This window comes from Streptomyces sp. Ag82_O1-12, assembly GCF_900182715.1.
GTDB lineage: Bacteria > Actinomycetota > Actinomycetes > Streptomycetales > Streptomycetaceae > Streptomyces > Streptomyces massasporeus.
The window spans coordinates 223,055-249,915 of sequence record NZ_FXUW01000001.1; the positions used below are offsets into that span (position 1 = coordinate 223,055).

Sequence of the window (26,861 nt, forward strand, 5' to 3'; positions counted from 1 at the left end):
GGTGGCAACCGGCCGAGTGGGACGAATCGTCACACCAGGGCTTGACGGGGTGGAGTCGGGCTCGGCCTACTGGAAGGCGCAGCCGGCCGTGTCGGGGGGCAGGTCCGGCGTCGGCCCGGGTCGAGTCCACTCCGTGTTCCCCCGCCGGAACGCAGGTCAGGGGTCTGATGGTGCGGCGACGTTGGGCAGCGGTGGTGGGTCTGGTGGCCTGCCTGCTGTTGCTGCAACTCGTCGTCCCGGGGCTCGCGGGCGAGGAGCGCGCGACCGTCGTGGCCGCGGCGGCGTCGGACGCGGTGTGGAGTGCCGGGGCCGAAGGGGCGGGAGAGGCCGAGGAGCCGTGTCCGGGCGAGGAGGAGCCGTCCGGTCGGCGGCTCGCGGCACGGACGCCGCGGGCGTCGGGGGCGGCCGGGGTGAGCCCGGCGGTGACCGGGGCGTCCGTGCCGGTCCGGGACGGCCCGGACCTCCGTGCGGTGGGAACCGGACCCTGTCCGGGGGCGGTCGGATCCGCTCCGAGCGCTGCCCGGTTGCAGACCTTCCGCTGCTGAGTGACGGCAGTACCGACAAGGGCCTGCGCCGTACGGCCTGAGTACTGCCCTGGTGCCGAATCGCGGTGATGTGCAGGCCTTCGTGTGTCCCCATGCCGATGACACAGGAGGCAGAGTTGCCTGGACAGCACGTTCTCGTTCTGAGGCCGGACGAACTCGGTCCGAGCGACCAGAAGATGTGGCGGGAGATCCGGACGGAATCCGGCGCCCCGGCGAATCCCTTTCTCGATCCGGCGTTCACCGTTGCGGTGGGGCAGGTCAGGCCGGGAGTCAGGGTGGCGGTACTGCTGGACGACGGTTCCCCGGTGGGGTTCTTCCCGTACGAGGTGGGGGTGTTGGGGCGGGGCCGGGCCGTCGGCCTGGGGGTGTCCGACAGTCAGGGGGCCGTGCTGCGTCCGGGGATCCGGCTGGACGCGCGCCGGCTGTTACGGGTCTGCGGGCTGTCGTCCTGGGAGTTCGACAATCTGGAGGCCGGTCAGAGGGTGTTCGTGCCGCACGCGGTCGAGGAGCTGGCCTCCCCGGTCGTCGACATCGGCGAGGGTTTCGAGGCGTACACGCGGCGGCTGCGGGCGCAGTCACCGGGATTCCTCAGACAGACCCTGGCCAAGGAGCGCAAGCTGGTCCGGCAGGTCGGCCCGGTGCGGTTCGTGTACGACGCCCGGGACCCCGCCGCGCTGCGGGCGCTGATGGAGTGGAAATCGGCGCAGTACCGGCGGACCGGTCGGCGGGACCGGTTCGCGCTGGAGTGGATCACCCGGCTGGTGGGACTGCTCGGGGAGAGCGAGGAGCCGGAGTGCCGCGGGGTGCTGTCCGTGCTGTACGCCGCGGACCGGCCCGTCGCCGCGCACTTCGGGCTGCGCTCGCGCACCGTGCTGTCCTGGTGGTTCCCGGCGTACGACCGCGCGTTCGCCAAGTACTCCCCCGGTCTCGTGCTGCAGTTGAGGATGCTGGAGGCCGCGGCGGCCGACGGCGTCGAGACGGTCGACCTGGGGAGCGGCCCGGCCCGTTACAAGGACTCGCTCAAGACCCGTGACCTGCGGGTGTACGAAGGAGCGGTGGTGCGGCCGGTGCCGGGCGGAGCGGCCCACTGGCTGGGCCGGGAGCCCGCACGGGCCGCCCGTCGCTTCGTGCGCAACCGGCCCCGCCTGGCCGGTGCGGCGGCGCGGACGCTCGAGGAACTGGGCCGGTTGCGCGGCGGCTGAGGCCGGCCGCCGGGCAACCGGCCCGTGGCCCGTGCCCCGGCCGTGCCGTAGGAGTCCGGCCCGTGGATGTGACCTGGGCGCCCGGCCCATGGACCGACCCGCGCACCCGCCCCATGGCCCGGGCGCCCAGCCCACGGCCCCGGGCGCCATGCGTCAGCCCGTGGCGCTCCAGCCGTGGGCGACGTCCACGATGACGCGGTCGTCGAGCTGCTGCACCCGGAAGGGCAGCCGGGCCCGGACGCCGAGGCCGATCTGGGTCTCGCCCTCGAAGCTGCCGGCGAACCGGGTGTCCCGGAAGGTGCGGTACCCCGTGAGATCCACGCCCGGCAGCGGGCGCGCCACCCGGCCGGGGTACGTGGCCGCGCCGGTCTCCGGGTCGTAGGCGGGCGCGGACACCCGCACCTCGATGACAGCGCCGCCGGCCACCGCTATCTGGCGGCCCGAGCCGTCCTGGTAGAGCCGGTCGACGTACTGGACCCGATAGCCGACGCCGCTGCCCGCGCCGGGCACGTCGACGACCATCCGGTCGAAGCAGGTGTGCCGGCCGGTCCTGACGTTCGTCAGCGGTGCGACCGTGGCGCCGGCGTCGGTCTTGGCCAGGCTTCCCCAGCCGGTCGGACACGCCGTGGCGCGGGTGGTGGACTGCGCGCCGGCCGGCGCGGCGCCGGCCGGGACGGCCGCCACACCCACCGTGGCGCCCACGAGTGCGAGAGTCGCGCATGCTCTTCTGATTCGTACCATTGCCGCCCCCGAGGCTTGCATTGTGCTGGTACCGGGTGAGACGGCCGGGCGGACCGAAAGGTTGCACTTGCCGCGCCGGACCGCCGACCATGGCACATCCTGGTGGGGAGCGATTGGTGTCCGGTGCGTCCGTACCGGGAGGACGCGACATGGATGAGGCAGCCGCCGTACCGGACGGGCCGCGGTCAGCCGCCGGCCGGAGCCGGGACGGGGCTGACGGCCGGGTCCAGGGCGGGGACACGAGCCGGATCGAGGATGCCCTCACGGACCCGCTGGTGGAGGCCGTACGGGACCTCGACGGCTACGGCGGCCTGGTCTATCTGCGCTCCCGCGACCGGCGCTCGCTCGTGCTCGCGATGGTCACCGGGGTGCCCCGCTCGCTGCTCAAGAGCTGGTGGCGGGTGCCGGTGGGCGGTGCCCTGCCGATGGCGGAGGCCTACCGGCGCGACGAGACGCTGTGGCTGCCGGACGAGCGGGCCACCATGGTGCGCTTCCCGCACTTCACCGCCGGGCTGCCCTACTCCTTCGGCTCCGCCTACCAGCCCGTCCGGGCCGGCGGCGAGGCCGTGGGCGTCCTGGTCGTCCTGCGCTCGGCGGCCCGGCCACCGATGGAGGCGGAGGTGGTGGATCTCGCGCTGCGTCCCGCCGAGCGGGTCATGGAGGAGCGCCTCGATCACCTCGCCGCGAGCCGGCCGGGCCCGGGCGCCGACGTCTGTCGCGTCGAGTACGACGACGAGCCGATCAGCGTCCGGCTGCCCACCTCCGCCGCCCGCCCGGTCCGGGTCGGGCTCATCGACTGGGACCTGGACAGCGACCAGTGCTCGGCGGACGACGAGGCCCTCGAACTGCTGGGCATCGACCGGCAGGACTACGGCGGCACCATCACGGACGTGGAGGCCCGGGTCAGCCCCGACGACCTGCACGAACTGCGGGAGAGCCGATACGACGCCCTGGCCGACGGCCGGGTCAGGTCGCGGCACTTCCGGGTGCGGGACGAGTCCCGGGGCGAGGGGCAGACCGGATACCGGCCGGTCGAGCTGTGGGGCCATCTCGTGCACGGCGGCACCGGCTCCGCGCGGATCCTGGTGGGCGCCCTCGTCGACGCGGGCGGCGGGCTCACCGCGGCCGAAGCGGCCGAACGGCTGCCCGACGGGCTCTTCTCGCTGGACCAGGACGGCCGCCTGACGTACGCCAACCGCCGCTGCGAGGAGCTGCTGGGCTCCGGTCGCGAGGACCTCTTCGGCCGCTACCCGTGGGAAGTGATCACCTGGCTCCGGGATCCCGCGTACGAGGACCGCTACCGGGCGGCGATGCTCTCGCAGGAGCAGGTGTCCTTCCTCGTCCGGCATCCCGACGGGAACTGGCTGAGCTTCGTGCTGTACCCGGACGTGCACGGTCTGACCGGGCGGGTCTACCCGACCGGGCCGCCGCCCACCGGGGCCGAGCAGGGGCCGGAGGCCGGAACCGCCACCGGGCCCGGCCTCACGGCCGCCGCGCCGCCGCCCGGGCCGGTGGCCGCGGCGCGGGCCGGGGCGCTGTACCACGTGGTGCAGATGGCGAGCGTGCTCACCGAGGCGGTCACCGTGCAGGACGTCTGCCGAGCCGTGTCGGAGCAGCTGCTGCCCGCCTTCGGCGCCCGGGAACTCGCCCTGTACACCGTCCGCGACGGCCGGATGTACCTGCTGTGGGAGTCGGGCTACCCGGAGGGCTTCCTCACCCCGTTCGAAGGCGTCACCCTCGACACCCAGCTGCCCGGCGTCCACGCCCTGACCACGCGGCTCCCCCTGTTCTTCGAATCGCCCGAGGACCTCTCCGTCGCCTATCCGGGCATCACCCTGGACCGCATGAACGCCTGGTCGTTCATGCCGCTGATCGCCTCCGGCCGCTCGGTCGGCTCCTGCATCCTCGGCTGGGACACCCCGCACCGGTTCACCCCCGACGAGCGTTCCGCCCTCACCGCGCTGAGCGGCCTGGCCGCCCAGGCGATGGAGCGGGCGCGGCTCTACGACTCGGAGTCCGCCGTCGCCCGCGGCCTCCAGGAGGGGCTGCTGCCGCACCGGCTGCCCGCCGTCCAGGGCCTGCGCACCACCGGCCGCTATCTGCCCGGCACGCAGGGCATGGCGATCGGCGGCGACTGGTACGACGTGATCACCACCGGGCGTGGCGTGGCCCTGGTCATCGGGGACGTCGAGGGGCACAGTGTCGGAGCCGCCGCGGTGATGGGCCAGTTGCGCAGTGCGGTGCACGCCTTCGCCGCGAGCGGGCGGCCGCCGCAGGAGGTCATCACACACACCAACCGGCTGCTGACCGAGCTGGAGTCGGACGTCTTCGCCACCTGCTGCTACATCGAACTCGACCCTGCCACCGGACGGGCCCTAGCGGTACGGGCCGGCCATCCCCCGCCGCTGCTGCGCCACCCCGACGGGCGGGCCGAGACGCTGGATCTGGCGGGCGGCGTCATGCTGGGCGTGCAGCCCGACTCGGTGTACCCCGTCACGGCGCTCACCCTGGCCCCCGGCAGCGTTCTCGCCCTGTACACCGACGGGTTGGTGGAACGGCCGGGCGACGACATCGAGACGGGCATCGACGCGGTACGGCGCCGGCTGTCCGAGACCCCGGCGGACTCGGTCGAGCACCTCGCCGACCGGTTGGTCGGGACGGCCCGCCGGGCCCGGGAGCGGCCGGACGACGTGGCGCTGCTGCTGACGGCGTACCGGTGATCGGGGCGCTCGGCTCCGGGCATGCTGCCCGGACGCCCGGCCCCTGAGAGGAACGGCCGTACGAAGCGGCGCGGAGTACGGTGGGCGACACCGGCGAGCAAGGCGGTGGTGACGGTGGAGTGGCGGCGGTACGCCGAGCAGATGGCGCAGCTCGCCCGGGACCTGGTCGCGCAGGATTCGCTCCAGGCGACGCTGGACGCGATCTCGTCATCGGCGGTGAAGATGATCGAGGGTTGCGACGCCGCCGGGATCCTGACGGTCTCGAAAGGCCGGGCCGTGACCCTGTCCGTGTGCGGTGACATCGTCGCCGAGTCGGACCGGCTGCAGGGCGAGCTCGGCGAAGGTCCGTGCTTCGACGCCGCGCGCCGCGTGGACGGGGAGCGGCTGTTCCGCATCGCCGACATGACCCGGCCGCAGCCGTCCTGGCCGCGGTACAGCCGGGCGGCCCGTGACCTCGGTATCGGCAGCATGACCGGCGTGCTGCTCTACACCGACGAGGAGGACTTCGGCGCGCTGAATCTCTACTCGCGCCGCCCCGGGGCGTTCGGGGAGGACATCGAGGCCGCGGGGTGGCTGCTCGCCTCGCACGCCGCCGTCGCCCTGGCCACCGCCCGTACCGTCGACCAGCTCGAACACGCCCTGGACACCCGGCACGCCATCGGTGAGGCCTTGGGGATCCTGATGGAACGCCATCGGATGAGCGAGGACGAGGCATTCGGAGTGCTGCGGCGCATTTCCCAGAACCACAACCTCAAGCTGCGCGAGGTGGCCCGCCGGGTCCGGGGTGACCACTCCGGCCAGGTCTGAGGGTCCGCTTCGGCCTCACGCGGGTTCGTCGCGCAGGCGGGAGGCGCGCAGGAGGAGCACCGCGATGTCGTCGGTGTGCCGTCGGGTGGGTGTGGTGTGGCGGACGAGCCGGTCGATGAACCGTTCCAGGTCGGGTCCGTCTGCGGTGTCCAGGGCGCGGTCGAGGGCCTGGGCGATCAGGCCGGACAGCGAGGTGAGGACGGCGCGTTCGTCGGCGGTGAAGGTGTGCGGCCGGGCGTAGGACGGGATGCAGCAGCCGACCGGGCGGCCGGAGATGATCAGAGGGAGGAACGCCCAGGCCCGGCCGTTTCGTGCGAACGGCCGTGCACGCGGGCACCGGCTGGCAGAATCGGGAGCCCCGGGACGGCATCGGGAGGCCGCCTTGCTGACGCTGACATCGCAGGACCCGCTGGCCGTCATCGTCACGGAGGCGATCCGGACCGGGGATCTGCCCGGGCTGAGGCGGCTGCTCGCCGACCACCCCGGTCTGGCCACCGCGCGCGTCACCGAGCAGGGCGAGGACGGCAAGGGCACGCGCACTCTGCTGCACATCGCGGCCGACTGGCCCGGTCACTTCCCCAGGGGTGCGGAGGTCGTCGCGGCCCTGGTCGCCGCCGGGGCCGACCCCCGGGCCCGCTTCGAGGGCGCGCACGCGGAGACGCCGCTGCACTGGGCCGCCAGCAGCAACGACGTGCCCGTGCTGGACGCGCTCATCGCGGCCGGGGCCGACATCGAGGCGCCCGGGGCGGTGATCGGCGGTGGCAGCCCGCTCGCCGACGCCCGGGGATTCGGCCAGTGGCGCGCGGCGCACCGGCTCATCGAGCACGGCGCCCGCGTCACCTTCCAGGACGCCGCCACGCTCGGCCTCCTCGACCGGGTCCGGGCCTTCGTCGAGGCGGACGAGTCTCCGTCACCGGACGAGATCACCAGCGCCTTCTGGGGCGCCTGCCACGGCGGGCACCTGCCCACCGCGCAGTACCTGCACCAGCGGGGCGCCGACCCCCACTGGTGCGGCTACGACGGCATGACACCGCTCGACGTCGCCCGCGCCCAGGACGCCGACGACGTCGTGCGGTGGCTGCGCGACCTGGGCGCAGGCGCGCGGAGGAAGGCCTCCGGCGGGGCGCCTCACAGGCAGTAGCGCACGAGCCATTCGTCCTGGTTGTAGGCGGTGCGCGCCGGGTCGGGCACGCTCGCCGCCCGCTCCTCGACCATGTCCTCCGCACGCACCGGCTCCGGCAGTGTCCCGAAACGGGCCCGGCGGGCGGCGCCCTCCGCCTCGCTCCCCTGCTGCGACGTCGCCTCGTCCACGGCGATTCCCCTCTCCGGCTGGTCGGTCCGACCGTTCGGCCCTTGGTGGGCAAAGAGTTGACGTGTGAGAGGGGCGCTTGGTTCCCGCCGCGTCGCTCAGCCGTAGAAGTCGCGCTGCCGCCGGTGCCCGGCGAGGGTGGCGAGCTGCTCGTCCGCGAGCGGCCGGCCGTCGCTCAGGGCGGTGTTGCGCTCGACCTTGCGGACGCTGCGCATCCCGGGGATGACGGCGGTCGAGACGGCGGGGTGGCTCAGGACGAAGCGCAGCGCCGTCTCGGCCATGTGCGGTTTCGGTGGGTGAACCGGCTTGTTCGACCCTACGAACTTTCAACTCGGTTGTTTCCCTTGCGCCTTCACAGTGATAGGAAACCTTCCTATCAGTTGCACGGCCCGCTCTCCCAACCCCCCACTCCGCTTGGAGGCACCGTGAGACACCCCTCGGCCCCGGCCACCCGCCGCACCGTGCTGGCGCTGTTCGGCGCGGCCCTCGTGGCCACCCCGCTGCTCCAGCCGTCGCACGCCACGGCGTCCGCACGTGCGATCGGACTCGACGACCCGGCGAAGAAGGAGATCGCCATGCAGCTCGTGTCGAGCGCGGAGAACTCCTCACTCGACTGGAAGGCCCAGTACCCGTACATCGAGGACATCGGCGACGGCCGCGGATACACCGCCGGCATCATCGGGTTCTGCTCCGGCACCGGCGACATGCTGGACCTCGTCGAGCTCTACGCCGCCCGCGAGCCCGGCAACGTCCTCCAGAAGTACCTGCCGGCCCTGCGCGAGGTCGACGGATCCGACTCGCACGACGGGCTCGACCCCGGCTTCCCCGGCGACTGGCGCCGGGCGGCGCGGGACGCCGGGTTCCGCCGGGCCCAGGACGACGAGCGCGACCGGGTGTACTTCGACCCGGCGGTCCGGCAGGGCAAGGCGGACGGGCTGCGCGTACTGGGCCAGTTCGCCTACTACGACGCCATCGTCATGCACGGCGACGGCGGCGACCCCACGAGCTTCCGCAACATCCGCCAGCGGGCCCTGCGGACCGCGAAGCCGCCGGCGCAGGGCGGTGACGAGGTGACCTACCTGCACGCGTTCCTGGACGCGCGGGTGTGGGCCATGAAGCAGGAGGAGGCGCACAGCGACACGAGCCGGGTCGACACCGCCCAGCGCGTCTTCCTCAACCGGCGCAACCTCGATCTGAACCCGCCGCTGGACTGGAAGGTCTACGGCGACAGCTACCGCATCGGCTGACGCCCCGGCCCGGGAAGTGGTCCACCAAGCAGGCCCAGGGTGGACTCCTTCCCGGGCCGCTCCGCTGACTGGCGTCGCCCCCATGAACGCCACCACCGCCCGCGGAGCCCTGCTCGCCGCGCTCGCCTGCGTCCTCGTCGGAGGGTCCTTCACGCCAACGGCGTCCTGGGCGACTACCCGTACGCCGGCGGCCAGTTCCCGCGCTACGGACTGGCCTGTCTGCTACTGCTCCCGGTGGCCGGGAGTGTTCTCCGGCCTCGTCCCGGTCGCGGCGGCGTGCACCGCACCGCTCGTCGGCACGGGGCTCCTACGGGCCCCCGCAGGCGGCGGGCAGCGCACTGATGGGGCTCGGGGTGGCGCTCGGGTCGGGGGTGCCGAGGCGCCCGGGAGGCGAGCGTCGTTCCTGGGGGCGGGCCTTTCGGGGGAACGGGCGCCGGGAGTCCCACGGCCTCCGCGTGCCTGAAAGGCCGGAGTGATCCCGCGCGCATCTAATGGACGGCATTGACCTCCCGGCCGACACAGGAGACGACGTCCATGGCGCACAGCCGCACCGGTGCAGGGGACCAGAAGGCCGCGCGCGGGGGTGTGCTGCGGCGGCTGGGCGAGTGGTGCGCACGCCACTTCGCCCTCGTCATCATCGCCTGGCTGGTGGCACTGGTGGCGCTGCAGGTCGTCAGCCGTGAATTCGGAGGGGAGTACTCCGACAACTTCAGCCTGCCCCAGGCGCAGGCCCAGAAGGGCCTCGACGTGCTGAAGGCGCACGATCCCCAGGCCGGCGGCTACAGCAGCCAGATCGTGATGCGCGACGACCAGCAGCCCCTGACCGCGCTGAACTCCCAGATGTCGACCACGATCGCCGATCTGGAGAAGCTCCCGCACGTGCTGTCCGCCCAGAACCCGCTGTCCGCCCCGGCCACGCCGAGCGGCCAGAAGAACGTGGGCCCGTTGTCGGACGACAAGAAGACGGCCTACATCACCGTCCGTTTCAACGTCCAGCCCTCGACACTCGGCGACGACTACCTCAACGGCGTCGACACCGCCGTGCAGCCCTTGCGGTCGGCCGGGGCGGAGGTCGAGTACGGCGGACCGCTCGGCGAGCTCGCCCGGCCGGCCGCCGACGACCGGGTGAGCGAGCTGATCGGTTTCGGCGTGGCGGTCATCGTGCTGCTGGTCGGGTTCGGGAGCGTGATCGCCGCCGTCGTCCCGCTGCTGAGCGCGCTGATCAGCGTCGTCGGCGGGCTCGCCATCCTGGGGCTGCTGGCGGCGGCCTTCACCTTCGCGACGGTCTCACCGACCCTGGCCACGATGATCGGCCTCGGAGTCGGCATCGACTACGCCCTGTTCATGCTCACCCGGCACCGGCAGAACCTCATCGACGGCATGGACCCGGTGCGGGCCGCGGGTCAGGCCGCGAGCACCAGCGGCCATGCCGTTCTGGTCTCGGGCTGCACGGTGATCATCGCGCTGGCGGGCCTGTTCGTGTCCGGGGTCTCCTTCATCTCCCTGCTCGGTGTCGCCGCCGCCGTCACCGTCGTCTCGGCCGTCGTCGGCGCGCTCACCCTGGTACCGGCCCTGCTCGGCCTCATCGGCCGGCACATCGACCGCTTCCACGTGCGCCCGCCCATCGCCGAGACCGAAGCCGGGGCGGGGGACACGCCGCAGGGCACCTGGCACCGGTACGCGCAGCGGGTGGAGCGCAGGCCGTTGTCGTTCCTGTCGGCGGGTGTCGCCGTGGTCGTGGTCCTCGCGATCCCACTGTTCTCCATCCAGCTCGGGCACATCGGCGACGGAGCCGACCCGACCTCCTTCACCGACCGACGGGCGTACGACCTGATGGCCGACGCCTTCGGGCCCGGCTCGAACGGCCCGCTCACGGTCGTCATCGACCAGACGAACGTGTCCCAGTCGCAGCGCTCCGCACTGGCCTCGAAGGCCCAGCAGTCGCTCGACAAGGTCCAGGGCGCCGCCGTCGTCACTCCCCTGACGCCCACGCAGGACGGCGACATCCTGCTCGGCACGGTGTACTCGACCAAGTCCCCGCAGAACGCCACGACCACGGACCTGACCAACCGACTCGTCGACGACACGCTGCCGGACGCCGTCCAGGGCACGGACGCCAAGGGGTACGTCACCGGTACGACGGCCACCCAGGTCGACTTCCGTGACATCGTCGCCTCCCAGCTGCCCGTGATCATCGCCGTCGTGGTGGGCCTGGCGTTCCTGATCATCCTGGCCGTGTTCCGGGGCCTGCTCGTCGCCGTCAAGGCGGCCGTCCTGAACGTGCTGTCGATCGCCGCGTCGTACGGCGTGGTCGTCGCGGTCTTCCAATGGGGCTGGGGCGGTCCCGCTCTCGGGGTCCACGGCAAGGTGCCCATCGAGAGCTACGTGCCGATGATGATGTTCGCCATCGTCTTCGGCCTCAGCATGGACTACGAGATCTTCCTGCTGTCGCGTGTCCACGAGGCCTGGCTCCGCACCGGGGACGCCAAGGGTTCGGTCGAGCACGCCCTGGAGATCACGGCCCGCGTCATCACCTGTGCCGCCCTGATCATGGTGAGCGTGTTCGCTGCGTTCCTCCTCAGCGACAGCATCGTGGTCAAGATGCTCGGGCTGGGGCTGGCCGTCAGCGTGCTCATCGACGCGACCGTCGTACGGCTGCTCATGGTGCCGGCCGTGATGACGCTGCTCGGGCGGCACGCCTGGTGGATGCCGCGGTGGCTGGACAGGGTGGTGCCGCACATCGACGCCGAGGGGTCGAAGGCCGAGGCGCGCCCCGCTTCCTGACGGGACCGGGGGTCAGTGGAGCACCAAGTGGACGAGGGCGACGGTGCCGACCGACACGATCAGCGTGCGCAGCACGGCCGGGCTGAAGCGGCGTCCCGTTCTGGCTCCGATGAGCCCGCCGAGCGCCGATCCGGCGGCGATGAGCACGACGGCCGTCCAGTCGAAGTGGGCGAAGAACAGGAACAGTACGGCGGCGACGGTGTTGACGACGGCGGCCAGCACGTTCTTCACGGCGTTGAGCCGCTGGAGTGTCTCGTCGAGGAGCATGCCCATCAGGGAGACGTAGATGATGCCCTGCGCGGCGGAGAAGTAGCCGCCGTAGACGCTGGCCAGCGTCAGCCCGGTGAACAGCAGGGGTCCGCCGTCGGGGCGCACGGGGCTGCTCCCCGTCTCGCGACGGCGGCGCACTCTCTTCGCGATCCAGGGCTGGCACGCGACCAGGACGAGGGCGAGGCCCACCAGGACCGGCACGATCCGTTCGAACGCCGACGCGGGCAGGGTCAGCAGCAGCACGGCGCCCGCGAGGCCGCCCAGCACGGCGCCGATGCCGAGCAGCAGGACCCGCCGCCGCTGGCCGCGCAGTTCCTCGCGGTAGCCGATGGCCGCGGTGATGGATCCGGGGACCAGGCCCAGGCCGTTGGACACCGTGGCCGTGACCGGGGGCATGCCGGTGGCGAGCAGAACCGGAAAGGTGATCAGCGTCCCCGAGCCGACGACGGCGTTGACGGCCCCGGCGCCCGTGCCGGCGGCGAGCACGGCGGCCATCTCCCACGGCGTCACGCCGCCCCTCCGCCGCGTGTGCCGTTCCAGGTGAGGTTCATGGGGCCACGCTAGAGGGTGGGCGTTTCGGCTGCGGTCGAAGGGTGCCGGTGTGCGGCCCCGGCCGGACACGCGGAACGGCGGCGGGATCCGGTGGGATCCCGCCGCCGTCACCGCCGCACGCCGGGGCGTGATGTCCAGCCGCCTCACATGTGGCTGCGCCTCACCCGGCGGAGGACGACGAAGCCCGCGATGACCAGCACGGCACCCGCCGCGGCCGGCCAGAGCTGGGCGCCGGTGTCGGCCAGGCCGCCCCCGCCGACCGCCTGCGGCTCCGTCCGGGACGGGACCGACGGGGCCGGGGCGGCGCTGGTCGCCTGGCCGACGGCCTGGGAGTCGCCGAGGCCATCGGTGTCCTCGTCGTCGCCGTTCTTCGAACCGCCGCCCTGCTCGGCGGCGTTGCCGTCGTCGGCGGAGGCCGTCGCCTTCACCTCGGGCTGGGCGCCACCGGGAGCCGTGGACGCGTCGCCGGGCTCCGGCTCGGGGTCCGGCTCGTCCGCCGGGGGCTTCGCGGCCCCGCCCTTGCCGTCGTCACCGTCGTCGCCGTTGTCCCCGTTGTCAGCGGGCTTGCCGCCGCCGTTCCCGTTCTGCGGGGCGTCGGGCGTCTTGGTCGGCTCCTCCTGCGGGGCCTCCGGCGCCTTCGTCGGCTCGTCCTGAGGAGCCTCGGGGGTCTTCGTCGGCTCTTCCTGCGGGGCCTGCGGCGTCTTGGTCGGCTCCTCCTGGGGCTCCTCGCCCGGGGCCGGGTTCTGTCCGCCGTCCGCTCCGGCTCCGCACTTACGGCCGTCGTTGATGCAGTCGACCATCTCCCCCATCAGATCCTCGTCGAAGATGTTGATGAAGTCGCCGTGGTCCGTGACCGGCTTGTGCAGCTGCTCCGGGAAGGAGTCGACCGCGAACAGCGGTGTCGTACGGCCGCCGTCCTGCAGGCTCGGCGCGTCGATGTCGTAGACGATGCGCTGGACCAGCTGCGGGATGGGGCGGAAGCCGGACGGGCAGTTCCCGGCGGCGTCCGTGAACGCCACGTGGGTGCGGTGGTTGGCGCTGTCGATGTTGCGGCCGTCCCAGCAGCTCTGGAACTTGAAGGTCCGTACGACGTCGCTGCCCTGCGGGCACAGCGGGTACTTGTCCTTCAGCTGCCGGTCCTCGAAACCGGTGCAGCTCCACGAGGCGTTGGCGTTGGCCGGGCCGTTCACGAACGACTTGGCGTCGCCGGTGATGATGCGCAGCAGCCGCGGCATGGCCGTGACCTTCTCGCGCGGGTTGCCGACGAACGTCAGCGTGACCTGCTTGGGCGTGACGATCTCGCCGGCGTTGCCCTCGATGCCGCCGCCCGGCTTCTGGGCGTCCTGCTCCTGGGCACCGTTCTGCAGGCGCACGACGGGCCAGTAGTAGGACGACTTGTCGCCCTGGTCGTCGCAGCTGGTCTCGGCCTTCGCGAGGTCCTGGTCGCTGGCGAAGGCGTTGTTGGACTCGTTGCCGACGTAGTCGTGGAAGTGGTGGGCGCCGTTGGTGACGCCCGGGGCGGCGATGATGTTGTCGGAGTTGAACAGGCCGTTCTCGTTCACGCCGCAACTCGTGGCGAAGGAACCGCCGGACGCACCGCCCTCGTCGTTCGCGTTGGGCTGGACGCTCTTGATGTCCGCGAAGTCGGCGGCGACGGGGCCGTTGCCCACCTGCCCGCCGTTGGCGCCCTGCTCCTGACCGGCCTGGCCCTGCTCCTCGGCGGGCTGTCCGTCACCGCCGTCCTGGCCTTCGCCCTGCGCCGGAGCCTCGTTGCCGTCCTCGACGGTGCAGGCGGCGAGGGCCTCGAGTCCTTCGGGGCGGTCCCCGACGCGGTCGATGGCGATCGCGATGCGCTCGAGGGTCGCGGCCCGCTTCTCCTTCAACGGGTTCACGACCGCGTTGTCGGCGAAGCCGGGGTCCTGCCGCACCTGCTGGGCCGATTCGCTCAGCCGCTGATAGGCCTTGGCTATCTGCTCGTCGAGGAGGGCGAGTTCCTTGTCGACCTCCCCTCGCGCCTGCTCGGGGACCGAGGTCAGTCTGCTGCCGACGTCCGGGCAGTCGATCGTCGCGCCCGCGGTCCGAACCCCCGTGTCGGACCGCGTCTCGGCGGAGTCGCCGCCGGAACCTCCGTCTGTGGCGGAGGCGTAGACGTTCGCGGCCATCAGGCCGCCTCCGCCCAGGATCAGTGCGAATGCGGCGAAGGTCGCGCGTCGTGGGCCGGTAGGGCGTCTTCGCGTGTTGCGTCCCAAGGGTGCTCTCCTGCGCTTGTGGCGTGCCGGGCATGAAAATCCCCTCGCCCCATACGTACGGGAGCACCCGTGTGTTCACTCAGCTCGAAAACTTTCGGAGAACTCTCATGAAGCCCGCACAGACCCGGGCCCCGCCGGACGGTGCCGCCCGGCGGGGAAGCGCAGGTCAGCGGAAGTTCACGTCACTGCACAGGAAGTAGGTCTGGTCCATGTGCGAGGCCTGCCAGACCGTGTAGACGACGTGCCGGCCGCTGAGCCCCGAAGTGCTCACGGGGATCTCGTAGTTCTGGCTGGGCGCGTACCTGCCGGTGCGCTTGACGAGCTGGAGGTCGTTCCAGGTCAGCGGCTGGGTGGTGGGGTCGAAGCCCTGCCGTGTGACGTAGACCAGGAAGTAGTCGGCGCCGTGACTGGCCTGGTCGTGGAGCTTCACCGTGAAGTTGCCGGTGATGTCCGTGGTCTTCCAGGCGCCGACCGCGTCGAGGGAGTTGTACCGGCCGCCCTCGGTCCGGCCGCCGCTGCACAGCTGGCCGTCGGGAACGGCTGCGGGGAAGTTCCCGCCGGAGCCGTTGCGGTACAGGCCGTTCCAGTTCCACATGGCGTTGGGGTTGTCCTGCCAAGCCTGCCAGCACATGGGGTCGAGCCGGGCCATCTCGGGGTTCTGGAAGTCACTCCCCCAGCGCAGCCAGCAGCCGTAGTTGCGGGAAGCCGGGTCGACGACCGAGCCGTGGGCGACGGCGGTGCCGCTCCAGGGGAACAGGCTGAGCAGTGCGGCTACCAGGATGCTCAGGGCGAGTGCCGGACGTGACCTGAGCGTGGGGGGATGTGCGTCATGACCATGCCATTTCATGATCTCTCGCTTTCGGATGTGGGGGTGCCGTGCCTTTCAGTAGCGCTTTCGATCATGTTTCGGGGGTGGGAGCGCTCCCACCCCCACAGGCTGCACCCGATGACACGGGTCGGCAATGTTCGATTCTCGCCACTTCCGTATCGGTCAGGGCCGGTCGAGATCCTTCGTGGTGCGTCCGAGGTAGGTGGCCTCGCCCGGCTCGGGGACGTCGATCTCCTCGAAGCCCATCCGGTCGTAGAAGGCCCTGGCCCGGGTGTTGGCGGTCGCCATGGAGAGGTGGACGGCCGGCACTCCCCTGTCCCGGAGGGCCCCCAGGAGCGTCCGCATCAGGCGGCGCCCGTGACCACGGCCCTGCCAGTCGGGAAGCAGGTCGATGTGCAGATGCGCGGGATAGGCGGCCAGTTCGGGCAGCACCATGCGTTCGGGGTGGTGCAGCAGCCTCGCGATCGCCTCGTCCGGGGTGCGCGGCGGCCGGGGAGGTTCCGGGTAGCGGTCGGCGACCAGCGGCAGCCAGGTCGCACGGAAGGCCTCTGCGAAGCGCGGGGTGTCGGCCGCGCCGAGGATGTAGCCGACCGCCCGTCCGTGCCCGTCGTCCAGCACGAAGGCCAGGTCCGGCTCCAGACGCACGTACGGCGCGGCGAAGGTCACCGGAAAGATGCCCGGGTCCGCGTAGTGGGGGCGGCTGTCCTCGCCGTGGTGCGCGGTGCGGATGCAGATGTCGTCGAGAGCGGGACGGTCTTCGGGGCGGTACGGACGGATGGCGGGCGATGTGGTCATGGCTGCATCGTGCAGGGCATGGGAGCGCTCCCTCAACCTCTTTCGGAGCAGCGGAGGACTGCGGCTCGAACGAGCGCGGCTTAAGGGCCCGGCCCGGGGTTACCCGGCTCACATGGTGAAGCTGCATATTCCGGGACGTAAAGAGCACGACGAGGCCGAGGCCTCACCTCCGCAGAGCCCGGGCTCCGGGCCCGAGGCGGACCGCCGGGAGTCTCCCGAGGCCGAACGCCATGACGCCCCCGCCCCCGCTTCCGAGGAGCCCGGACCGGGCCCCGAGGTGGAGCGTGCGGCGCCGGACTCGCTGGCCGAGATGCCCCGGAAGTCGTGGGGCGCGGTATTGAAGGGCAGCCTGCGGGAGTTCAAGGACGACGAGCTGACCGACCGGGCGGCCGCGCTGACCTACTACGGCGTGCTGGCGATGTTCCCGGCGCTTCTCGTGCTGGTGTCGATGCTGGGCCTCACCGGCCGGTCGACCACGGACAAGGTCACCGAGAACGTCCGCGAGCTCGTGCCCGGCTCGGCGGGCGACATCATCACCCGGGCCGTCGACCAGTTGCAGGGCAACGCCGGCGTCGGCTCGCTGATGGCGATCGTCGGTCTGGTGCTGGCCCTGTGGTCGGCGTCCGGCTATGTGGGGGCGTTCATCCGCTCCGCCAACGCCGTCTACGACATGCCCGAGGGCCGGCCGGTGTGGAAGCTGCTGCCGATGAGGGTGGGAGTGACGGTCGTGCTGCTGGTGATGGCCGTCATCAGCGCGCTGATCGTGGTGTTCTCGGGCGGGCTGGCGAAGCAGGCCGGGGACGCCCTGGGTGTCGGCGACACCGCCTTGACGGTGTGGTCGATCGCCAAGTGGCCCGTCCTGGTCCTGTTGGTCGTGAGCATGATCGCGATCCTGTACTGGGCGGCACCGAACGCCAAGGTGAAGGGGTTCCGCTGGATCACTCCGGGCAGTTTCCTGGCCCTGCTGATCTGGATGGCCGCCTCCGCCGGCTTCGCGGTCTACGTGGCCAACTTCGCCTCGTACAACAAGACCTACGGCACCATGGCCGGTGTCATCGTCTTCCTCATCTGGCTGTGGATCACCAATCTGGCGATCCTGCTGGGTCTGGAGTTCGACGCGGAGACGGTGCGCCAGCGGGCCATCGCCGGTGGGCATCCGCCCGAGGCCGAGCCGTACACCCAGCCGCGTGACACCCGGGCGTGGGACGAGCAGGACCGGCGCCGGGTGGAAGAGACCTGACCCGGTCGGCCGGGTCAGCCCATGAGCCCGGCGGCGACCGTCGCGCCCAGTTCCCAACACCGTTCGAGGTCGCCCTTGTCCGGTTCGCCGGTCACGGTGACGGCCTCGGCGGTGCGGCGCCAGCCGAGGCCCGTGGTGACCGACTCGATCCCGCGCACCGCGCCGGTGACGTCGTTGCCGCCGTGCACCCAGTAGCCGAAGGGGCGTCCGCGCGTGGCGTCCAGGCACGGGTAGTAGACCTGGTCGAAGAAGTGCTTGAGGGCGCCGGACATGTAGCCGAGGTTCGCGGGGGTGCCGAGGAGGAAGCCGTCGGCGGCGAGGACGTCGGAGGCGGTGGCGGACAGCGCGGGCACGCGGACGACCCGGACGTCCTCGATGTCGGGGTCCGTCGCCCCGGAGACGACGGCTTCGAACATCGCCTGGCAGTTCGGCGAGGGCGTGTGATGGACGATCAGCAAGGTGGCCACGGCACCCGACCTTGCCGCCCGGACCCCCGTCACGCAAGCCCGGGCCCCGTCACCGCGTGCGGTGACGGGGCCCGGGCTTGCGTGACGCTGTAGCTCAGCGGTTGCCGCGACGGCAGGTCGGCCAGCAGGCAGACGACTCAGCGGTTGCGGCGACGGCGCGTCCGCAGGCAGACCTCTCAGTGACTGCCGCGACGGCGGATCAGCAGGCAGGCCACGAGAACGGCGCCCGCGCCCGCCAGCAGCGCGGCCCGGTGGTCGCGCACCTGCTGCGGGACCTTGTCCTGCCAGACCTGCTCGGCCTGTGCGGCCTTCTCCTTCGCGCCCTGAGCGGCGGCGGCGCCCTTCTGCTTCACCGGCTCGGGCAGCTTCTCCTCCACGGTGTGGGCGACCTGAGCTGCCTTGGCCCTGGCCTGTCCGCTCCATTCCTGGGCCTTGGCCCCGGCCTGCTCCCTGGCCGCGACGGCCTTCTCACGGGCGCGGGTCTTGACGTCGGCCCGGTCCGCCAGTGCCTGGACGGTGTCGCCGAGTTCGTGGCGGGTGTGCTCGACCTGCTCGCGCAGCTCCTGCTGGCTGCGGGCGGTCGGCTCGTCGTGCGGGGGCTGGGTCATCGCTGTGCACTCTCCTTGATCTCGGCCACGTCGGCCTTCACGCTGTCGATGGTCCGCTGCGGGGCGGGCGGGGTGGCGCTGCGCACCTGTTTGCGGCCGGCCAGCGCCGTGAGACCCGTGGCGACGGCCAGTACGCCCGTGACGATCAGCGCCGCCGCCCACACCGGCAGCGGTACGGCCAGGGCGGCGATCACCGTGGCGACCAGGGCCTGCAGGGTGACGAAGCCGAGGACGCCGGCTCCGCCGAACAGGCCGCCGCCCTTGCCGAAACGCTTGCCCTTCTCGGTCATCTCCGCCTGGGCGAGCCGCATCTCGCCGCGCACCAGCTCGGTCAGTTGCTCGCTGGCCCGCTGCACCAGCTCGCCCACCGGCTCGTCCCCGGCCGCCGGCGCGCTCCCCGAGCGGGGAGCCGCGGGGGCCGTGCGGTGCGTGTCCGTCATGGCGATCACCTCCCGTTCCGTAGTTCGGGGCCGGGTACCAGCGACAGCGGAAAAGACACCTGGCGAGACAAGTTGCGATGACGATGAGTGAGCGGCGCAAGATCCGGTACCCGTCCGTCGCTCACGTACGAGAGAGGGAGGTATCGCCTTGTCGCAGGTAGAGGAATCCATCGAGGTCCGCGTGCCGGTGCACACCGCGTACAACCAGTGGACGCAGTTCGAGTCCTTCCCCCAGTTCATGGACGGTGTGGAGCGCATCGAGCAGCGCACCGACACCCTCACGCACTGGGTGACGAAGGTCGGCGGCCAGGCGCGGGAGTTCGACGCGGAGATCACCGAGCAGGTCCCGGACGAGCGCGTCGCCTGGACCACCGTGGGCGGTGAGGCGCGGCAGGCCGGTGTGGTGACGTTCCATCGCATTCAGGACGACACGACCAAGGTCATGTTGCAGATGGACTTCGACCCCAGTGGTGTGGCCGAGACCGTCGGCGACAAGCTCGGGTTCGTGAAGCGGCAGGTCTCCGGTGATCTGGCACGGTTCAAGGAGTTCATGGAGGCCCGCGGAGCGGAGACGGGCGCCTGGCGCGGCAGGGTCTGACCAGGTGTGAGGAGGCCGCCGCCCCGGCATGGGGTGGCGGCCTCCCGCTGTGCCCGTCCGCTATGCCACGGGGGCGGCGACACCGCTGCGGAAGAGCTGCCGGGCCTGCAGGCTCAGGTCGCCCAGGCGCAGGGCGAGCTGTGCCGCGGCGTCGTAGAGGGTGTGGACGGCCTGCAGCCGCTCCAGGCGGGGGGCCAGGGCCGACAGGGCGATGGCCAGGGCGACGCCGGCCCAGGCGACGGGGCCGAGCGGGGTGCAGCCGAAGAAGTGGCTGACGCCGGGGGTCTGGACGAGGGCGGCGAGGACCGCGGCGGAGCCGAGGGCCGTGACCCACACCAGCGTGCTGTGGCGCCGTCCGGAAAGGGTCTGGACGAGCTGGGCGCCGACCACGCCGCACAGGGCCATGGTGGTGGACCGGCGTTCGGTGCCGGGGGTGAGGCGTCCGATGAGGTACGCCGCGACCGCGCCGAAGCAGGTGGTGATGCCGCGGCGGCGGATGGAGCGCAGCAGGGGCGCGCCGAGGGCGTCGAGGCTCATCGGCCCGGTCTCGGCGTGCTCGGCGGTGGAGGGGTCGCTGCTCGGTGTGACGGCCACGGCCATGGCCGGGAACATGTCGGTGAGCAGGTTGACCAGCAGCAGCTGACGGGTCGACAGGGGTGAGGCGCCGGCGAGCAGGGTGCCGAGGACGCTGAAGCCGACCTCGCCCGCGTTGCCGCCGATGAGGATGCTCACCGCGTCGGCGACGCTGCGCCACAGGGCACGGCCCTCGGCGACCGCGTCCACCAGGACGGACAGGTCACCGGTGGTGAGCACGAGGTCGGCGGCGTTGCGGGCGGCGGCGGAGCCGCGGGACTCGACGCCGACCCCGACGTCGGCGGCGCGGATGGCGGCGGCGTCGTTGGCACCGTCGCCGGCCATCGCCACGACCCGCCCGGCCTGTTGCAGGGCCTCGACGACGTGCAGTTTCTGCTCGGGGGCGACCCGGGCGATGACGCCCGCTCCGCGCAGGACCCGGACGCGTTCGCGGCGTTCCATGGCGACGAGTTCGTCGCCCGTCACCGCCTCGGTCTCCTCCGGCCAGCCCAGTTGCAGGGCGATGGCCCGGGCGGTCTCCGGGTGGTCGCCGGTGAGCATGACGGGCAGGATGCCGGAGCGGCGCAGTTCCGCGAGCAGGGCGTGCGAGGTGTCGCGTGGGACGTCGGCGAGGGCGACGAAGCCGCTGAACTCCAGGTCCGCGAGCGGCAGGTCGAGTTCGGCCTCGGCGTCGTCGGCCCGGCAGGCGCGGTGGGCGACGGCGAGGACGCGCAGCCCCTGCCCGGCCAGCTCGTGGGCGGTGTCCCAGGCGTGGCCGGGAAGGTCGCGGCAGGCGGGCAGGATCGTCTCGGGGGCGCCCTTGACGACGAGGAGTTCACCCATGTCGGGGTCGCCGTCCCGGCCGACCGCGGCGGCGTAGCCGCGGCGGGTCTCGAAGGGCAGTTCGCCGGTGGGAGCCCAGTCCTGGTCGGGCGGGGCGACGTCGAGGACGGCCTCGTCGGTGGCGTGCGCGACCCTGCGGCCCTGCCCCGTCTCCTCCTGCGGGCAGGCGCGCGCCGCCAGCCGCACGATCGGGGCGGCCTGCTCGTCGTCCGTGGCGAGGACGGTGCCGTCGGCGGTGGCGACGCGGACCAGGCGCAGCTTGTTCTCGGTGAGGGTGCCGGTCTTGTCGAAGCAGACGGTGTCGACCCGGCCGAGCGCCTCCAGGGTGCGCGGGGTGCGGACCAGGACGCCGCGGCGGGACAGCCGGCGGGCCGCCGCCATCTGAGCGACGGTCGCGACGAGCGGCAGCCCCTCGGGCACGGCGGCGACGGCGACCGCGACACCACCGCTGACGGCGCGCCGGACGGGGCTGCCGCGCAGCAGGGACAGCCCGGTCACGGCCGCGCCGCCGGTGAAGGTGACCGGCAGGGCCTTGCGGGTGAGTTCCTGGAGCCGGGCCTGGACGCCGGCGGGGGGCGGGGTGCGGGCGGCGAGGGTGACGGCCCGGCCCGCCTCGGTCTGGTCGCCGGTGTCGACGACGAGGGCGGTGGCCCGTCCGGCCACGACGGTGGTGCCCTCGAAGACCATGCAGGTGCGCTGGGCCACCGGCAGGCCGGGGGTGGCGTCGACGGACTTGGCCACCGGCAGGGACTCGCCGGTGAGCGCCGACTCGTCGACCTCCAGGCCGTCGACGTCCAGCAGCCGGGCGTCGGCGGGGACGACGTCGCCGGCGCCGAGGCTGATCTCGTCCCCGGGGCGCAGCCGGGCGGCGTCGACGGTGACCGTGCGGGTGCCGCCGTTCTGCTTGCGGGCCTTGGGCTGCTGCCGGGCGGCGAGCCGGGCCAGGGCCTGTTCGGCGCGCAGCCGCTGGAGCCCGCCGGTCACCGCGTTGAGGTCCATGGCGCCGACGACGAGCAGTGCGTCGACGACAGAACCGAGCAAGGCGGAGGCGACGGCGCCGGTGGCGAGGACGGGTGTGAGCGGGTCGTCGAGTTCGCGGCGTACGGCACCGGCCGCCTGCCACGTCCAGCGGGCGGGGGCGAGGACCGGGTGCCGGGTCAGGCGGGCGGCCTGCTGCTTGGAGTGGTCGGCGAGCAGGGCGAGTCCGCGGGGCTCGCCGTCGCGGTCGGCGCGCCCGAGCCGGTCGCGGGCCTCGTGGGGTTCCAGGGCGTGCCAGGGGATGTGCAGCCGGGGTGGCGGCGGGGTGGCCCGGGCGACCCGGACGGCTTCGAGCCAGCCGGTGAGCAGGGCATTGGCGGCGGCGATGTTGACGGGGGCGTGCCGGGTGAGGGGCCACAGGAGGTGACGGCCCGGGGGCTGCCCGCCGCGGGCGACGAGGAGCCCGGAGAGGGCCGCGCCGGCGCGGGCCAGGGTCTGCGAGCGGCGTCCGACGCGCCGGGCCGCGGGGATCGCGGTGAGCAGCCGCCATACGTCGGCGAGACCGCCCGGCGCCAGCACGTCGACGCCCCAGGAGACGGCCGCCCGTCCGTCGGCGAGGGCGATGGCCACGTCACCGGCGGGCAGCCCGGCCGCGACGTGCCCGTCGCCGGACTCGTTCAGGCGGGCGACGGTCACGACGACGCGCCCCTCGTCCTGGAGGGCCCGTACGACGTCTCCGAAGGGCTTGACGCTCGGGGCGACCTCGTCGGCGAGGCGGGTGATGTCCTTCAGGTCGGAGCCGCCGGCGATGACGACGTGCAGTCCGGCCCTGCGGGCGGCGTCCAGCACGGCCTCGGCGAAGGGGTGGACCGGGTCGTCGGGCAGGCCGTCGTCGGTGTCGTCGGGCCGCAGGCTGCGCAGGGCGTCGGCGTGCAGGACCAGGGCGTCGGCGATCTCCAGTTGGCGCAGGCGCTCCCCGTTGCGCAGGAGGATCCCGGCGTGGGCGAGGAAGGTGCCGAGGGTCGCGCCGAAGGCGGCGGGGCCGTACCGGGCCGCCTTCGGCGATCCGGCGAGGACCGCTTCGGCCGCGTCCCTCGCGTTGTGCGTGACGAGGAGGGTGGCGGCGGCCCCGGCGAGGCTGCCGGTGCTGGCGTGGGAGGCGTATTCCGCGGCGGGGGTCACCTTGAGCGGCGGCCGGGTGTCCACGGGGCAGGGCAGGCTGGTGCGCCGGTGGTGGCAGACGTCGTCGTGCAGCGTCTCGAAGGCCGCGGCCCTGGCCACGGCTTCGGTGAGCTGGTTGCCGCGCAGGACGCCGTCGAGCACGAGGGCGAGCGGGGTCTGGCCGATGCCGTGGGCGGCGGCGTTGGCCGCGGCGAGGACGAGTTCCATGCCGGACGTGCCGAACCGCTGGCGGAGCAGGGCCCGGAAGCGGGGGTTCTCGCGCAGCAGCGTGACGGTGGCGGTGATGATCCGCGAGGAGGGCGGCAGCCGCAGGGACCGGCCGGCCAGGGCACCGGCCGTTCCCGCGGCGTCCATCAGGATCGCCGCAGCGGTGACGCGCACCTCGGTGGGGTCCCCGGGGTGGCTGGTGTCCCGGGCGTTGGGGTCGTCTCCCTCGGCCAGGCCGAAGCGGGTGGCGAGCTCGGTGGCCCGCTCGGTGACGCGGTCGGTGGCGGCGTCCTCGGCCACGGTGACCACCAGGCGGGACAGTCCGCCGTCCCAGTACGCCATGAGCACGTCCGGGTGCTCGAGAAGTTCCTCGGCGACCTGGCGGGCGAGGGCCCCGGCCTCGCCGTCGGGGTGCCGCAGCGCGAGGTGGAGGCGCTGCCCGGCCTTCCAGTGCTGTCCGCCGGTCAGGGCGTTGCGCGCGACATTGCGGACGCGGCGCGTGGTGTCGTAGGCGGACGTCACCGACCGGGCGGCGCTGCGGGCGGCGCCTGCGGCAGCACCGGCCACGGCGCCGGCGAGCGGGGCGGGGTCGAAGAGTGCGAGCATCTGCTGCCGTCCCTCCTCAGCCGGTGGGGTGGCTGTCGCGCGCGTGCCCGTGGGGCTGCTCCTCGCCGTGGTGCGCGGTGGCCTCGGCGACCTGCTTCAGCGCGGAGGCGGTGGCGGTGTCGCCCACCTTGGCGGGCTGTTCGTGGACGTGCTGTTCCGCCTGCTCGTGGCGGTGGTGGGAGGGGGTGAGTCTGCCGCCCGGGCCGTGCGCGGAGGTGTCCTCGTCGTCGCGGCCCGTCCGGGCGGGGCGGTGGTCCCCGGCCCCGGCGGAGTGTGGGCCGCCGTTCGGTGACGCGCCGTCGGGCTGCTGTCCGGGCCGCGGCCTGGTCAGCCAGGCCACGGCCGCGCCGGTCACCGCCACCGGCCACTCCACGACTCCGGCCACGCCGAGCACCCCGGCGCCGGCGTAGACGGCCATCCGGCGCCCGCGCGGCGAGACCGCGCCGATCCTGTCCAGCGCGTCCGTGGCCACCTTGCCCACCTGCTCCGCACCCGGCAGGTGCCGCAGGCCCGAGGCCATGGCCCGCAACGGCTGCGGAAGTCCGGACGAGCGTGATGTCTCCTGGTTCATGCCGACCTCCACAAGCTCGTCGTCCAGCGGCGCCATCCGGTTTCCCACACTTTTGCCCCATATTCCGCCTTTGTCGGGTTAAGCGCTTGTCTTGTTCGGCCGGGATGTCAGAGGACCGTCTGGCCGTCGTGGACTCCGCCCATGCAGCGCTTGGTGTATCCCTGCGAGCCATCGCCCACGGCGGAGATGACGATCACGCCGCCGCCTGCGACGCACTGGCCCGCGGTGACGTCGGCGGGAAGGGCGGCGGCGGTCAGAGGCACGGCGAGTGCGGACGCGGCCAGGGCGGCGAGCAGGGTGAACGGCAGCTTGCGCATCGAGGCTCCCTACGGGTGAGCGGCCGGACCATCCGGCCCGGATCAGGGTCACCAGGGCGCGCCCGGGGCGCCACCCGGGGAGGAGCGGCCGGCCGGCCGGTAGATCGATCGATGTAGGGCCGCCTCGTCGGCCGGCACGATGTACGGCGCCCCGCGGCGGGCGAGCATGGTCTGCGGACGTCCTCCCGTACCGGCCCCTCACCTGCCTCCAGGAGATCCGTCATGCCCGAAACGCCCAAGGCGCCCGTGCCGCGCCGCGCCGCGGTGGTCGCCGCGGCCCTGCTGCTCGCCGCCGCCGGAACGACCGCGGCGGCACCGCGGCAGGGGCCGCCGCCGGTCGCGGATCTGCGCGCCGATGTGAACCGGGACGGCCGCGTGGATGTCGCGGGCGGGTCCGACGAGGCCGGAGAGGAGGTGTGGCGGCCGGGGCGCGGTGCGGTCTTCCTGGCCAACCTCGACGACGACGCGCGGCGCTGCCGGATGCGCCCCGGTGACCTGGACCGGATCGATCCGGCGGTCGACGAGCGGCTGGCCGCCTGCAACGACGCGGCGGACGAGAAGGTCGACGGGGCGCGGGACGAGGCGGATCTCGCGCCACTGCGCATCCCGCCGGCGGCGGTCGGCGAGGCCGCGTCGGGGCGGGTCGCGGTGGACGCGGCGCGGGCGCCGTACGTCCGCCTGTTCGTCCGGCGCGACGGGGAACTGCGGGCGCTGCGCGGTCCGCTGACGGCGCGGGAGCTGCGGGCCGGTGTCGAACTGGCCCTGGAGGGACGCGACATCGTGCGCGACCCGCGCCGCTGGAACGGCGAGGTCACCATCACCCTCACCGTGACCGACCGGGGCCGCGCCACGTCGGACCGGGTGCGGCTGAAGGTGGCGCCGGTGCTGTTCCAGAACGATCTGCAGCGCGCCGAGCGGGTCTTCGCGGCGAGGCCGGGTCCGGGCCGGGGTGTGGCGCCCGGGCCGTGGAGCGTGGGCGACGCGTACCGGCCGCGGGAGTGGCGGCCGTTCGCCACGTCGCTGCTGCGGGCGGCGGGCGCCGCGGGGCTGTCCCGGCGGGCCGTGACGTTCACGGCCGGGACGGAGCAGTGGTGGCGGGACATCTGGCGGCAGGACATGGTCGAGCCGGCCGTGGCGAGCGTCCCGGCGCCCGGCGGCGGGACGCACACCATGCGGGTGCTGCTGCGCGCTCCCGTGCTGTGGGCGCCGCCCGAGGGCGGCCGGGTGACCCTGAGCCGGTCGGCCCGGCTGCTGTTCCGCGACTTCCGCGGGCCCGATGTCGCCGTGGTGCAGCAGTTCACGCCGGGGCGGGCTCCGAGCGGCGTCGATCTGCAGAACTTCACCGGCAACTTCGAGTCCGTACCACCGTACGAGGGGCATCCGCAGGGGCGGGTGCTGTACGGCACGGCCCCGCGCCGGGCACCCGATCCGGCGTTCGTGCGGATGATCGAGGCGCAGGGCGCGCAGCCGCCCGTCACCATCGACACGTCGTGGCTGCTGGTCGGTCATGTGGACGAGACGGTCCATGTGGTGCGGGCCGGCAACGAGCGCGGCTGGACCCTGGCCGTCGCCGACCCGCGTCTGGCGGTGGACCTGCTGCGGCGTGCGCAGCGGGCCGGGGAGGGCGGGCAGCGGCTCTTCGCCGGCACGAGTGCGCAGCGCAGGCCCACGGTCGACGCGCTGCTCGCCGACCAGGACTTCCTCGCCGGCAACGAGCGGGCGGCGCGGCACATCGACGACCAGATCAGGGTGCTGTCGCGGGAGACGGGGCTGTCCCTCGACGACCTCGTACGGGTGCCGGTGCTGTACGCGACGATCTCCACGGACCGGGACGGGCCCGAGGGCGCGATCGCCTACTCCCCCGCTGTCGCCAACGGCCTGTCCCTGACGGCCCGTGACTACGCCGCTCCCGATCCGCACGGGCCCACGGTGCGCGGCCGGGACCTGTTCCGCGCCGAGACCGAGGAGGCCCTGGCCGCCGGCGGGGTACGGGTGCACTGGGTGGAGAACTTCGCCTGGTCGCATCTGGCGGGTGGCGAGGTGCACTGCGCGACGAACGCCCTGCGGGACACCTCCGGGGGAACTCCGTGGTGGCGTACCGCCGCCCCGGGTCACTGACGGGCGGGGTCCGGCACTCTTCGGAAGCCGTCCGTGTCGGGTCGGGCGCGCCGGGTACCCAGT

23 protein-coding genes and 2 pseudogenes are annotated in these 26,861 nt (G+C 73.1%); 11 read left to right on the forward strand and 14 right to left on the reverse strand.

Going from position 1 to position 26,861, the window contains the following annotated elements; genetic code table 11:
- The first annotated feature begins 167 nt into the window (after positions 1-167).
- Together QOL88_RS01105 and QOL88_RS01110 are read left to right on the forward strand one after the other, a co-directional pair.
- On the forward strand, positions 168-545 hold the full coding sequence (locus tag QOL88_RS01105; protein ID WP_257027363.1) for a hypothetical protein: 378 nt from the start codon (positions 168-170) through the stop codon (positions 543-545).
- Between the two features lie 98 nt (positions 546-643).
- Positions 644-1,747: a GNAT family N-acetyltransferase gene (locus QOL88_RS01110; protein WP_097222792.1), complete on the forward strand. Its 1,104-nt coding sequence runs from the start codon at positions 644-646 to the stop codon at positions 1,745-1,747.
- A 153-nt stretch (positions 1,748-1,900) separates the two neighbouring features.
- On the opposite strand, the gene QOL88_RS01115 is transcribed toward QOL88_RS01110, so the two are convergent.
- Positions 1,901-2,488, reverse strand: coding sequence for an AMIN-like domain-containing (lipo)protein (locus QOL88_RS01115; RefSeq protein WP_097214650.1), 588 nt, complete (start codon positions 2,486-2,488; stop codon positions 1,901-1,903).
- Positions 2,489-2,637: 149 nt separating this feature from the next.
- Here QOL88_RS01115 and QOL88_RS01120 point away from each other — a divergent pair, with 149 nt between their 5' ends.
- Positions 2,638-5,208, forward strand: a complete 2,571-nt coding sequence (locus tag QOL88_RS01120; RefSeq protein ID WP_097214651.1) for a SpoIIE family protein phosphatase — start codon at positions 2,638-2,640, stop codon at positions 5,206-5,208.
- A 141-nt stretch (positions 5,209-5,349) separates the two neighbouring features.
- Positions 5,350-6,015, forward strand: a complete 666-nt coding sequence (locus QOL88_RS01125) for a GAF and ANTAR domain-containing protein (RefSeq protein ID WP_257028025.1) — start codon at positions 5,350-5,352, stop codon at positions 6,013-6,015.
- Positions 6,016-6,168: 153 nt separating this feature from the next.
- On the opposite strand, the pseudogene QOL88_RS01130 reads toward QOL88_RS01125, so the two are convergent.
- A pseudogene (locus QOL88_RS01130) lies at positions 6,169-6,318 on the reverse strand (GAF domain-containing protein); the annotation flags it as partial.
- A gap of 79 nt (positions 6,319-6,397) precedes the next feature.
- Here QOL88_RS01130 and QOL88_RS01135 point away from each other — a divergent pair.
- Positions 6,398-7,156, forward strand: coding sequence for an ankyrin repeat domain-containing protein (locus tag QOL88_RS01135; RefSeq protein ID WP_257027364.1), 759 nt, complete (start codon positions 6,398-6,400; stop codon positions 7,154-7,156).
- Here QOL88_RS01135 and QOL88_RS01140 read toward each other — a convergent pair.
- Together QOL88_RS01140 and QOL88_RS01145 are read right to left on the reverse strand one after the other, a co-directional pair.
- Complete coding sequence (locus tag QOL88_RS01140) at positions 7,144-7,326, reverse strand: hypothetical protein (protein ID WP_097214653.1); 183 nt, start codon at positions 7,324-7,326, stop codon at positions 7,144-7,146. The genes QOL88_RS01135 and QOL88_RS01140 overlap by 13 nt on opposite strands.
- Positions 7,327-7,422: 96 nt before the next feature.
- Positions 7,423-7,605, reverse strand: a complete 183-nt coding sequence (locus QOL88_RS01145) for an aldo/keto reductase (protein ID WP_373559265.1) — start codon at positions 7,603-7,605, stop codon at positions 7,423-7,425.
- Positions 7,606-7,749: 144 nt separating this feature from the next.
- On the opposite strand from QOL88_RS01145, the gene QOL88_RS01150 reads away from it, so the two are divergent.
- From QOL88_RS01150 to QOL88_RS01160, 3 genes and pseudogenes are all read left to right on the forward strand, one after another.
- Positions 7,750-8,571: a chitosanase gene (locus QOL88_RS01150; RefSeq protein WP_097214654.1), complete on the forward strand. Its 822-nt coding sequence runs from the start codon at positions 7,750-7,752 to the stop codon at positions 8,569-8,571.
- A gap of 82 nt (positions 8,572-8,653) precedes the next feature.
- Positions 8,654-8,814: pseudogene (locus QOL88_RS01155) on the forward strand (EamA family transporter); the annotation flags it as partial.
- A gap of 291 nt (positions 8,815-9,105) precedes the next feature.
- Positions 9,106-11,355, forward strand: a complete 2,250-nt coding sequence (locus QOL88_RS01160; protein ID WP_097214655.1) for an MMPL family transporter — start codon at positions 9,106-9,108, stop codon at positions 11,353-11,355.
- Positions 11,356-11,367: 12 nt separating this feature from the next.
- Here the strand turns inward: QOL88_RS01160 and QOL88_RS01165 are convergent, their stop codons facing one another.
- The 4 genes from QOL88_RS01165 to QOL88_RS01180 all read right to left on the reverse strand — a co-directional run bounded on the left by QOL88_RS01165 (position 11,368) and on the right by QOL88_RS01180 (position 16,050).
- Positions 11,368-12,135, reverse strand: a complete 768-nt coding sequence (locus tag QOL88_RS01165; protein ID WP_097214656.1) for a sulfite exporter TauE/SafE family protein — start codon at positions 12,133-12,135, stop codon at positions 11,368-11,370.
- 185 nt (positions 12,136-12,320) lie between these two features.
- Positions 12,321-14,339 carry a DUF1996 domain-containing protein gene (locus QOL88_RS01170; RefSeq protein ID WP_097214657.1) on the reverse strand — a complete coding sequence of 673 codons (2,019 nt, stop codon included), beginning with the start codon at positions 14,337-14,339 and terminating at the stop codon, positions 12,321-12,323.
- 253 nt (positions 14,340-14,592) lie between these two features.
- Positions 14,593-15,273, reverse strand: a complete 681-nt coding sequence (locus QOL88_RS01175; RefSeq protein ID WP_097214658.1) for a lytic polysaccharide monooxygenase auxiliary activity family 9 protein — start codon at positions 15,271-15,273, stop codon at positions 14,593-14,595.
- 144 nt (positions 15,274-15,417) lie between these two features.
- A complete protein-coding gene (locus tag QOL88_RS01180; protein ID WP_097214659.1) occupies positions 15,418-16,050 on the reverse strand; it encodes a GNAT family N-acetyltransferase in 633 nt (210 codons plus the stop codon).
- 112 nt (positions 16,051-16,162) lie between these two features.
- Here QOL88_RS01180 and QOL88_RS01185 point away from each other — a divergent pair, with 112 nt between their 5' ends.
- Positions 16,163-17,290 (forward strand): YihY/virulence factor BrkB family protein, encoded by a 1,128-nt coding sequence (locus QOL88_RS01185; RefSeq protein WP_097214660.1) that lies wholly within the window; start codon positions 16,163-16,165, stop codon positions 17,288-17,290.
- 14 nt (positions 17,291-17,304) lie between these two features.
- On the opposite strand, the gene QOL88_RS01190 is transcribed toward QOL88_RS01185, so the two are convergent.
- From QOL88_RS01190 to QOL88_RS01200, 3 genes are all read right to left on the reverse strand, one after another.
- Positions 17,305-17,757: a flavodoxin family protein gene (locus QOL88_RS01190; protein ID WP_097214661.1), complete on the reverse strand. Its 453-nt coding sequence runs from the start codon at positions 17,755-17,757 to the stop codon at positions 17,305-17,307.
- Positions 17,758-17,933: 176 nt separating this feature from the next.
- A complete protein-coding gene (locus QOL88_RS01195; RefSeq protein WP_097214662.1) occupies positions 17,934-18,365 on the reverse strand; it encodes a DUF3618 domain-containing protein in 432 nt (143 codons plus the stop codon).
- Positions 18,362-18,805: a phage holin family protein gene (locus QOL88_RS01200; protein ID WP_179878733.1), complete on the reverse strand. Its 444-nt coding sequence runs from the start codon at positions 18,803-18,805 to the stop codon at positions 18,362-18,364. The genes QOL88_RS01195 and QOL88_RS01200 overlap by 4 nt, the downstream gene beginning before the upstream one ends.
- Positions 18,806-18,953: 148 nt before the next feature.
- Here QOL88_RS01200 and QOL88_RS01205 point away from each other — a divergent pair, with 148 nt between their 5' ends.
- Positions 18,954-19,403 (forward strand): SRPBCC family protein, encoded by a 450-nt coding sequence (locus tag QOL88_RS01205; protein WP_097214663.1) that lies wholly within the window; start codon positions 18,954-18,956, stop codon positions 19,401-19,403.
- Between the two features lie 60 nt (positions 19,404-19,463).
- Here QOL88_RS01205 and QOL88_RS01210 read toward each other — a convergent pair whose 3' ends face one another.
- The 3 genes from QOL88_RS01210 to QOL88_RS01220 form a co-directional block, all read right to left on the reverse strand.
- Positions 19,464-23,792 carry a cation-translocating P-type ATPase gene (locus QOL88_RS01210; protein ID WP_097214664.1) on the reverse strand — a complete coding sequence of 1,443 codons (4,329 nt, stop codon included), beginning with the start codon at positions 23,790-23,792 and terminating at the stop codon, positions 19,464-19,466.
- 16 nt (positions 23,793-23,808) lie between these two features.
- Positions 23,809-24,363 carry a hypothetical protein gene (locus QOL88_RS01215; protein ID WP_179878734.1) on the reverse strand — a complete coding sequence of 185 codons (555 nt, stop codon included), beginning with the start codon at positions 24,361-24,363 and terminating at the stop codon, positions 23,809-23,811.
- Positions 24,364-24,470: 107 nt separating this feature from the next.
- Positions 24,471-24,680 (reverse strand): hypothetical protein, encoded by a 210-nt coding sequence (locus QOL88_RS01220; protein WP_097214665.1) that lies wholly within the window; start codon positions 24,678-24,680, stop codon positions 24,471-24,473.
- A 222-nt stretch (positions 24,681-24,902) separates the two neighbouring features.
- On the opposite strand from QOL88_RS01220, the gene QOL88_RS01225 reads away from it, so the two are divergent.
- On the forward strand, positions 24,903-26,798 hold the full coding sequence (locus tag QOL88_RS01225; protein WP_097214666.1) for a protein-arginine deiminase family protein: 1,896 nt from the start codon (positions 24,903-24,905) through the stop codon (positions 26,796-26,798).
- Positions 26,799-26,861: the final 63 nt, after the last annotated feature.

Excerpts from the sequence above, each read along its gene's own strand:
- QOL88_RS01110 (WP_097222792.1), top strand. The coding sequence starts at position 644 with ATGACACAGGAGGCAGAGTTGCCTGGACAGCACGTTCTCGTTCTGAGG.
- QOL88_RS01225 (WP_097214666.1), top strand. The coding sequence starts at position 24,903 with ATGCCCGAAACGCCCAAGGCGCCCGTGCCGCGCCGCGCCGCGGTGGTC.
- QOL88_RS01120 (WP_097214651.1), top strand. The coding sequence starts at position 2,638 with ATGGATGAGGCAGCCGCCGTACCGGACGGGCCGCGGTCAGCCGCCGGC.
- QOL88_RS01145 (WP_373559265.1), bottom strand. The coding sequence starts at position 7,605 with ATGGCCGAGACGGCGCTGCGCTTCGTCCTGAGCCACCCCGCCGTCTCG.
- QOL88_RS01180 (WP_097214659.1), bottom strand. The coding sequence starts at position 16,050 with ATGACCACATCGCCCGCCATCCGTCCGTACCGCCCCGAAGACCGTCCC.
- QOL88_RS01195 (WP_097214662.1), bottom strand. The coding sequence starts at position 18,365 with ATGACCCAGCCCCCGCACGACGAGCCGACCGCCCGCAGCCAGCAGGAG.
- QOL88_RS01175 (WP_097214658.1), bottom strand. The coding sequence starts at position 15,273 with ATGAAATGGCATGGTCATGACGCACATCCCCCCACGCTCAGGTCACGT.
- QOL88_RS01220 (WP_097214665.1), bottom strand. The coding sequence starts at position 24,680 with ATGCGCAAGCTGCCGTTCACCCTGCTCGCCGCCCTGGCCGCGTCCGCA.
- QOL88_RS01125 (WP_257028025.1), top strand. The coding sequence starts at position 5,350 with ATGGCGCAGCTCGCCCGGGACCTGGTCGCGCAGGATTCGCTCCAGGCG.
- QOL88_RS01185 (WP_097214660.1), top strand. The coding sequence starts at position 16,163 with ATGGTGAAGCTGCATATTCCGGGACGTAAAGAGCACGACGAGGCCGAG.
- QOL88_RS01115 (WP_097214650.1), bottom strand. The coding sequence starts at position 2,488 with ATGGTACGAATCAGAAGAGCATGCGCGACTCTCGCACTCGTGGGCGCC.
- QOL88_RS01160 (WP_097214655.1), top strand. The coding sequence starts at position 9,106 with ATGGCGCACAGCCGCACCGGTGCAGGGGACCAGAAGGCCGCGCGCGGG.
- QOL88_RS01170 (WP_097214657.1), bottom strand. The coding sequence starts at position 14,339 with ATGGCCGCGAACGTCTACGCCTCCGCCACAGACGGAGGTTCCGGCGGC.
- QOL88_RS01210 (WP_097214664.1), bottom strand. The coding sequence starts at position 23,792 with ATGCTCGCACTCTTCGACCCCGCCCCGCTCGCCGGCGCCGTGGCCGGT.
- QOL88_RS01105 (WP_257027363.1), top strand. The coding sequence starts at position 168 with ATGGTGCGGCGACGTTGGGCAGCGGTGGTGGGTCTGGTGGCCTGCCTG.
- QOL88_RS01200 (WP_179878733.1), bottom strand. The coding sequence starts at position 18,805 with ATGACGGACACGCACCGCACGGCCCCCGCGGCTCCCCGCTCGGGGAGC.
- QOL88_RS01215 (WP_179878734.1), bottom strand. The coding sequence starts at position 24,363 with ATGAACCAGGAGACATCACGCTCGTCCGGACTTCCGCAGCCGTTGCGG.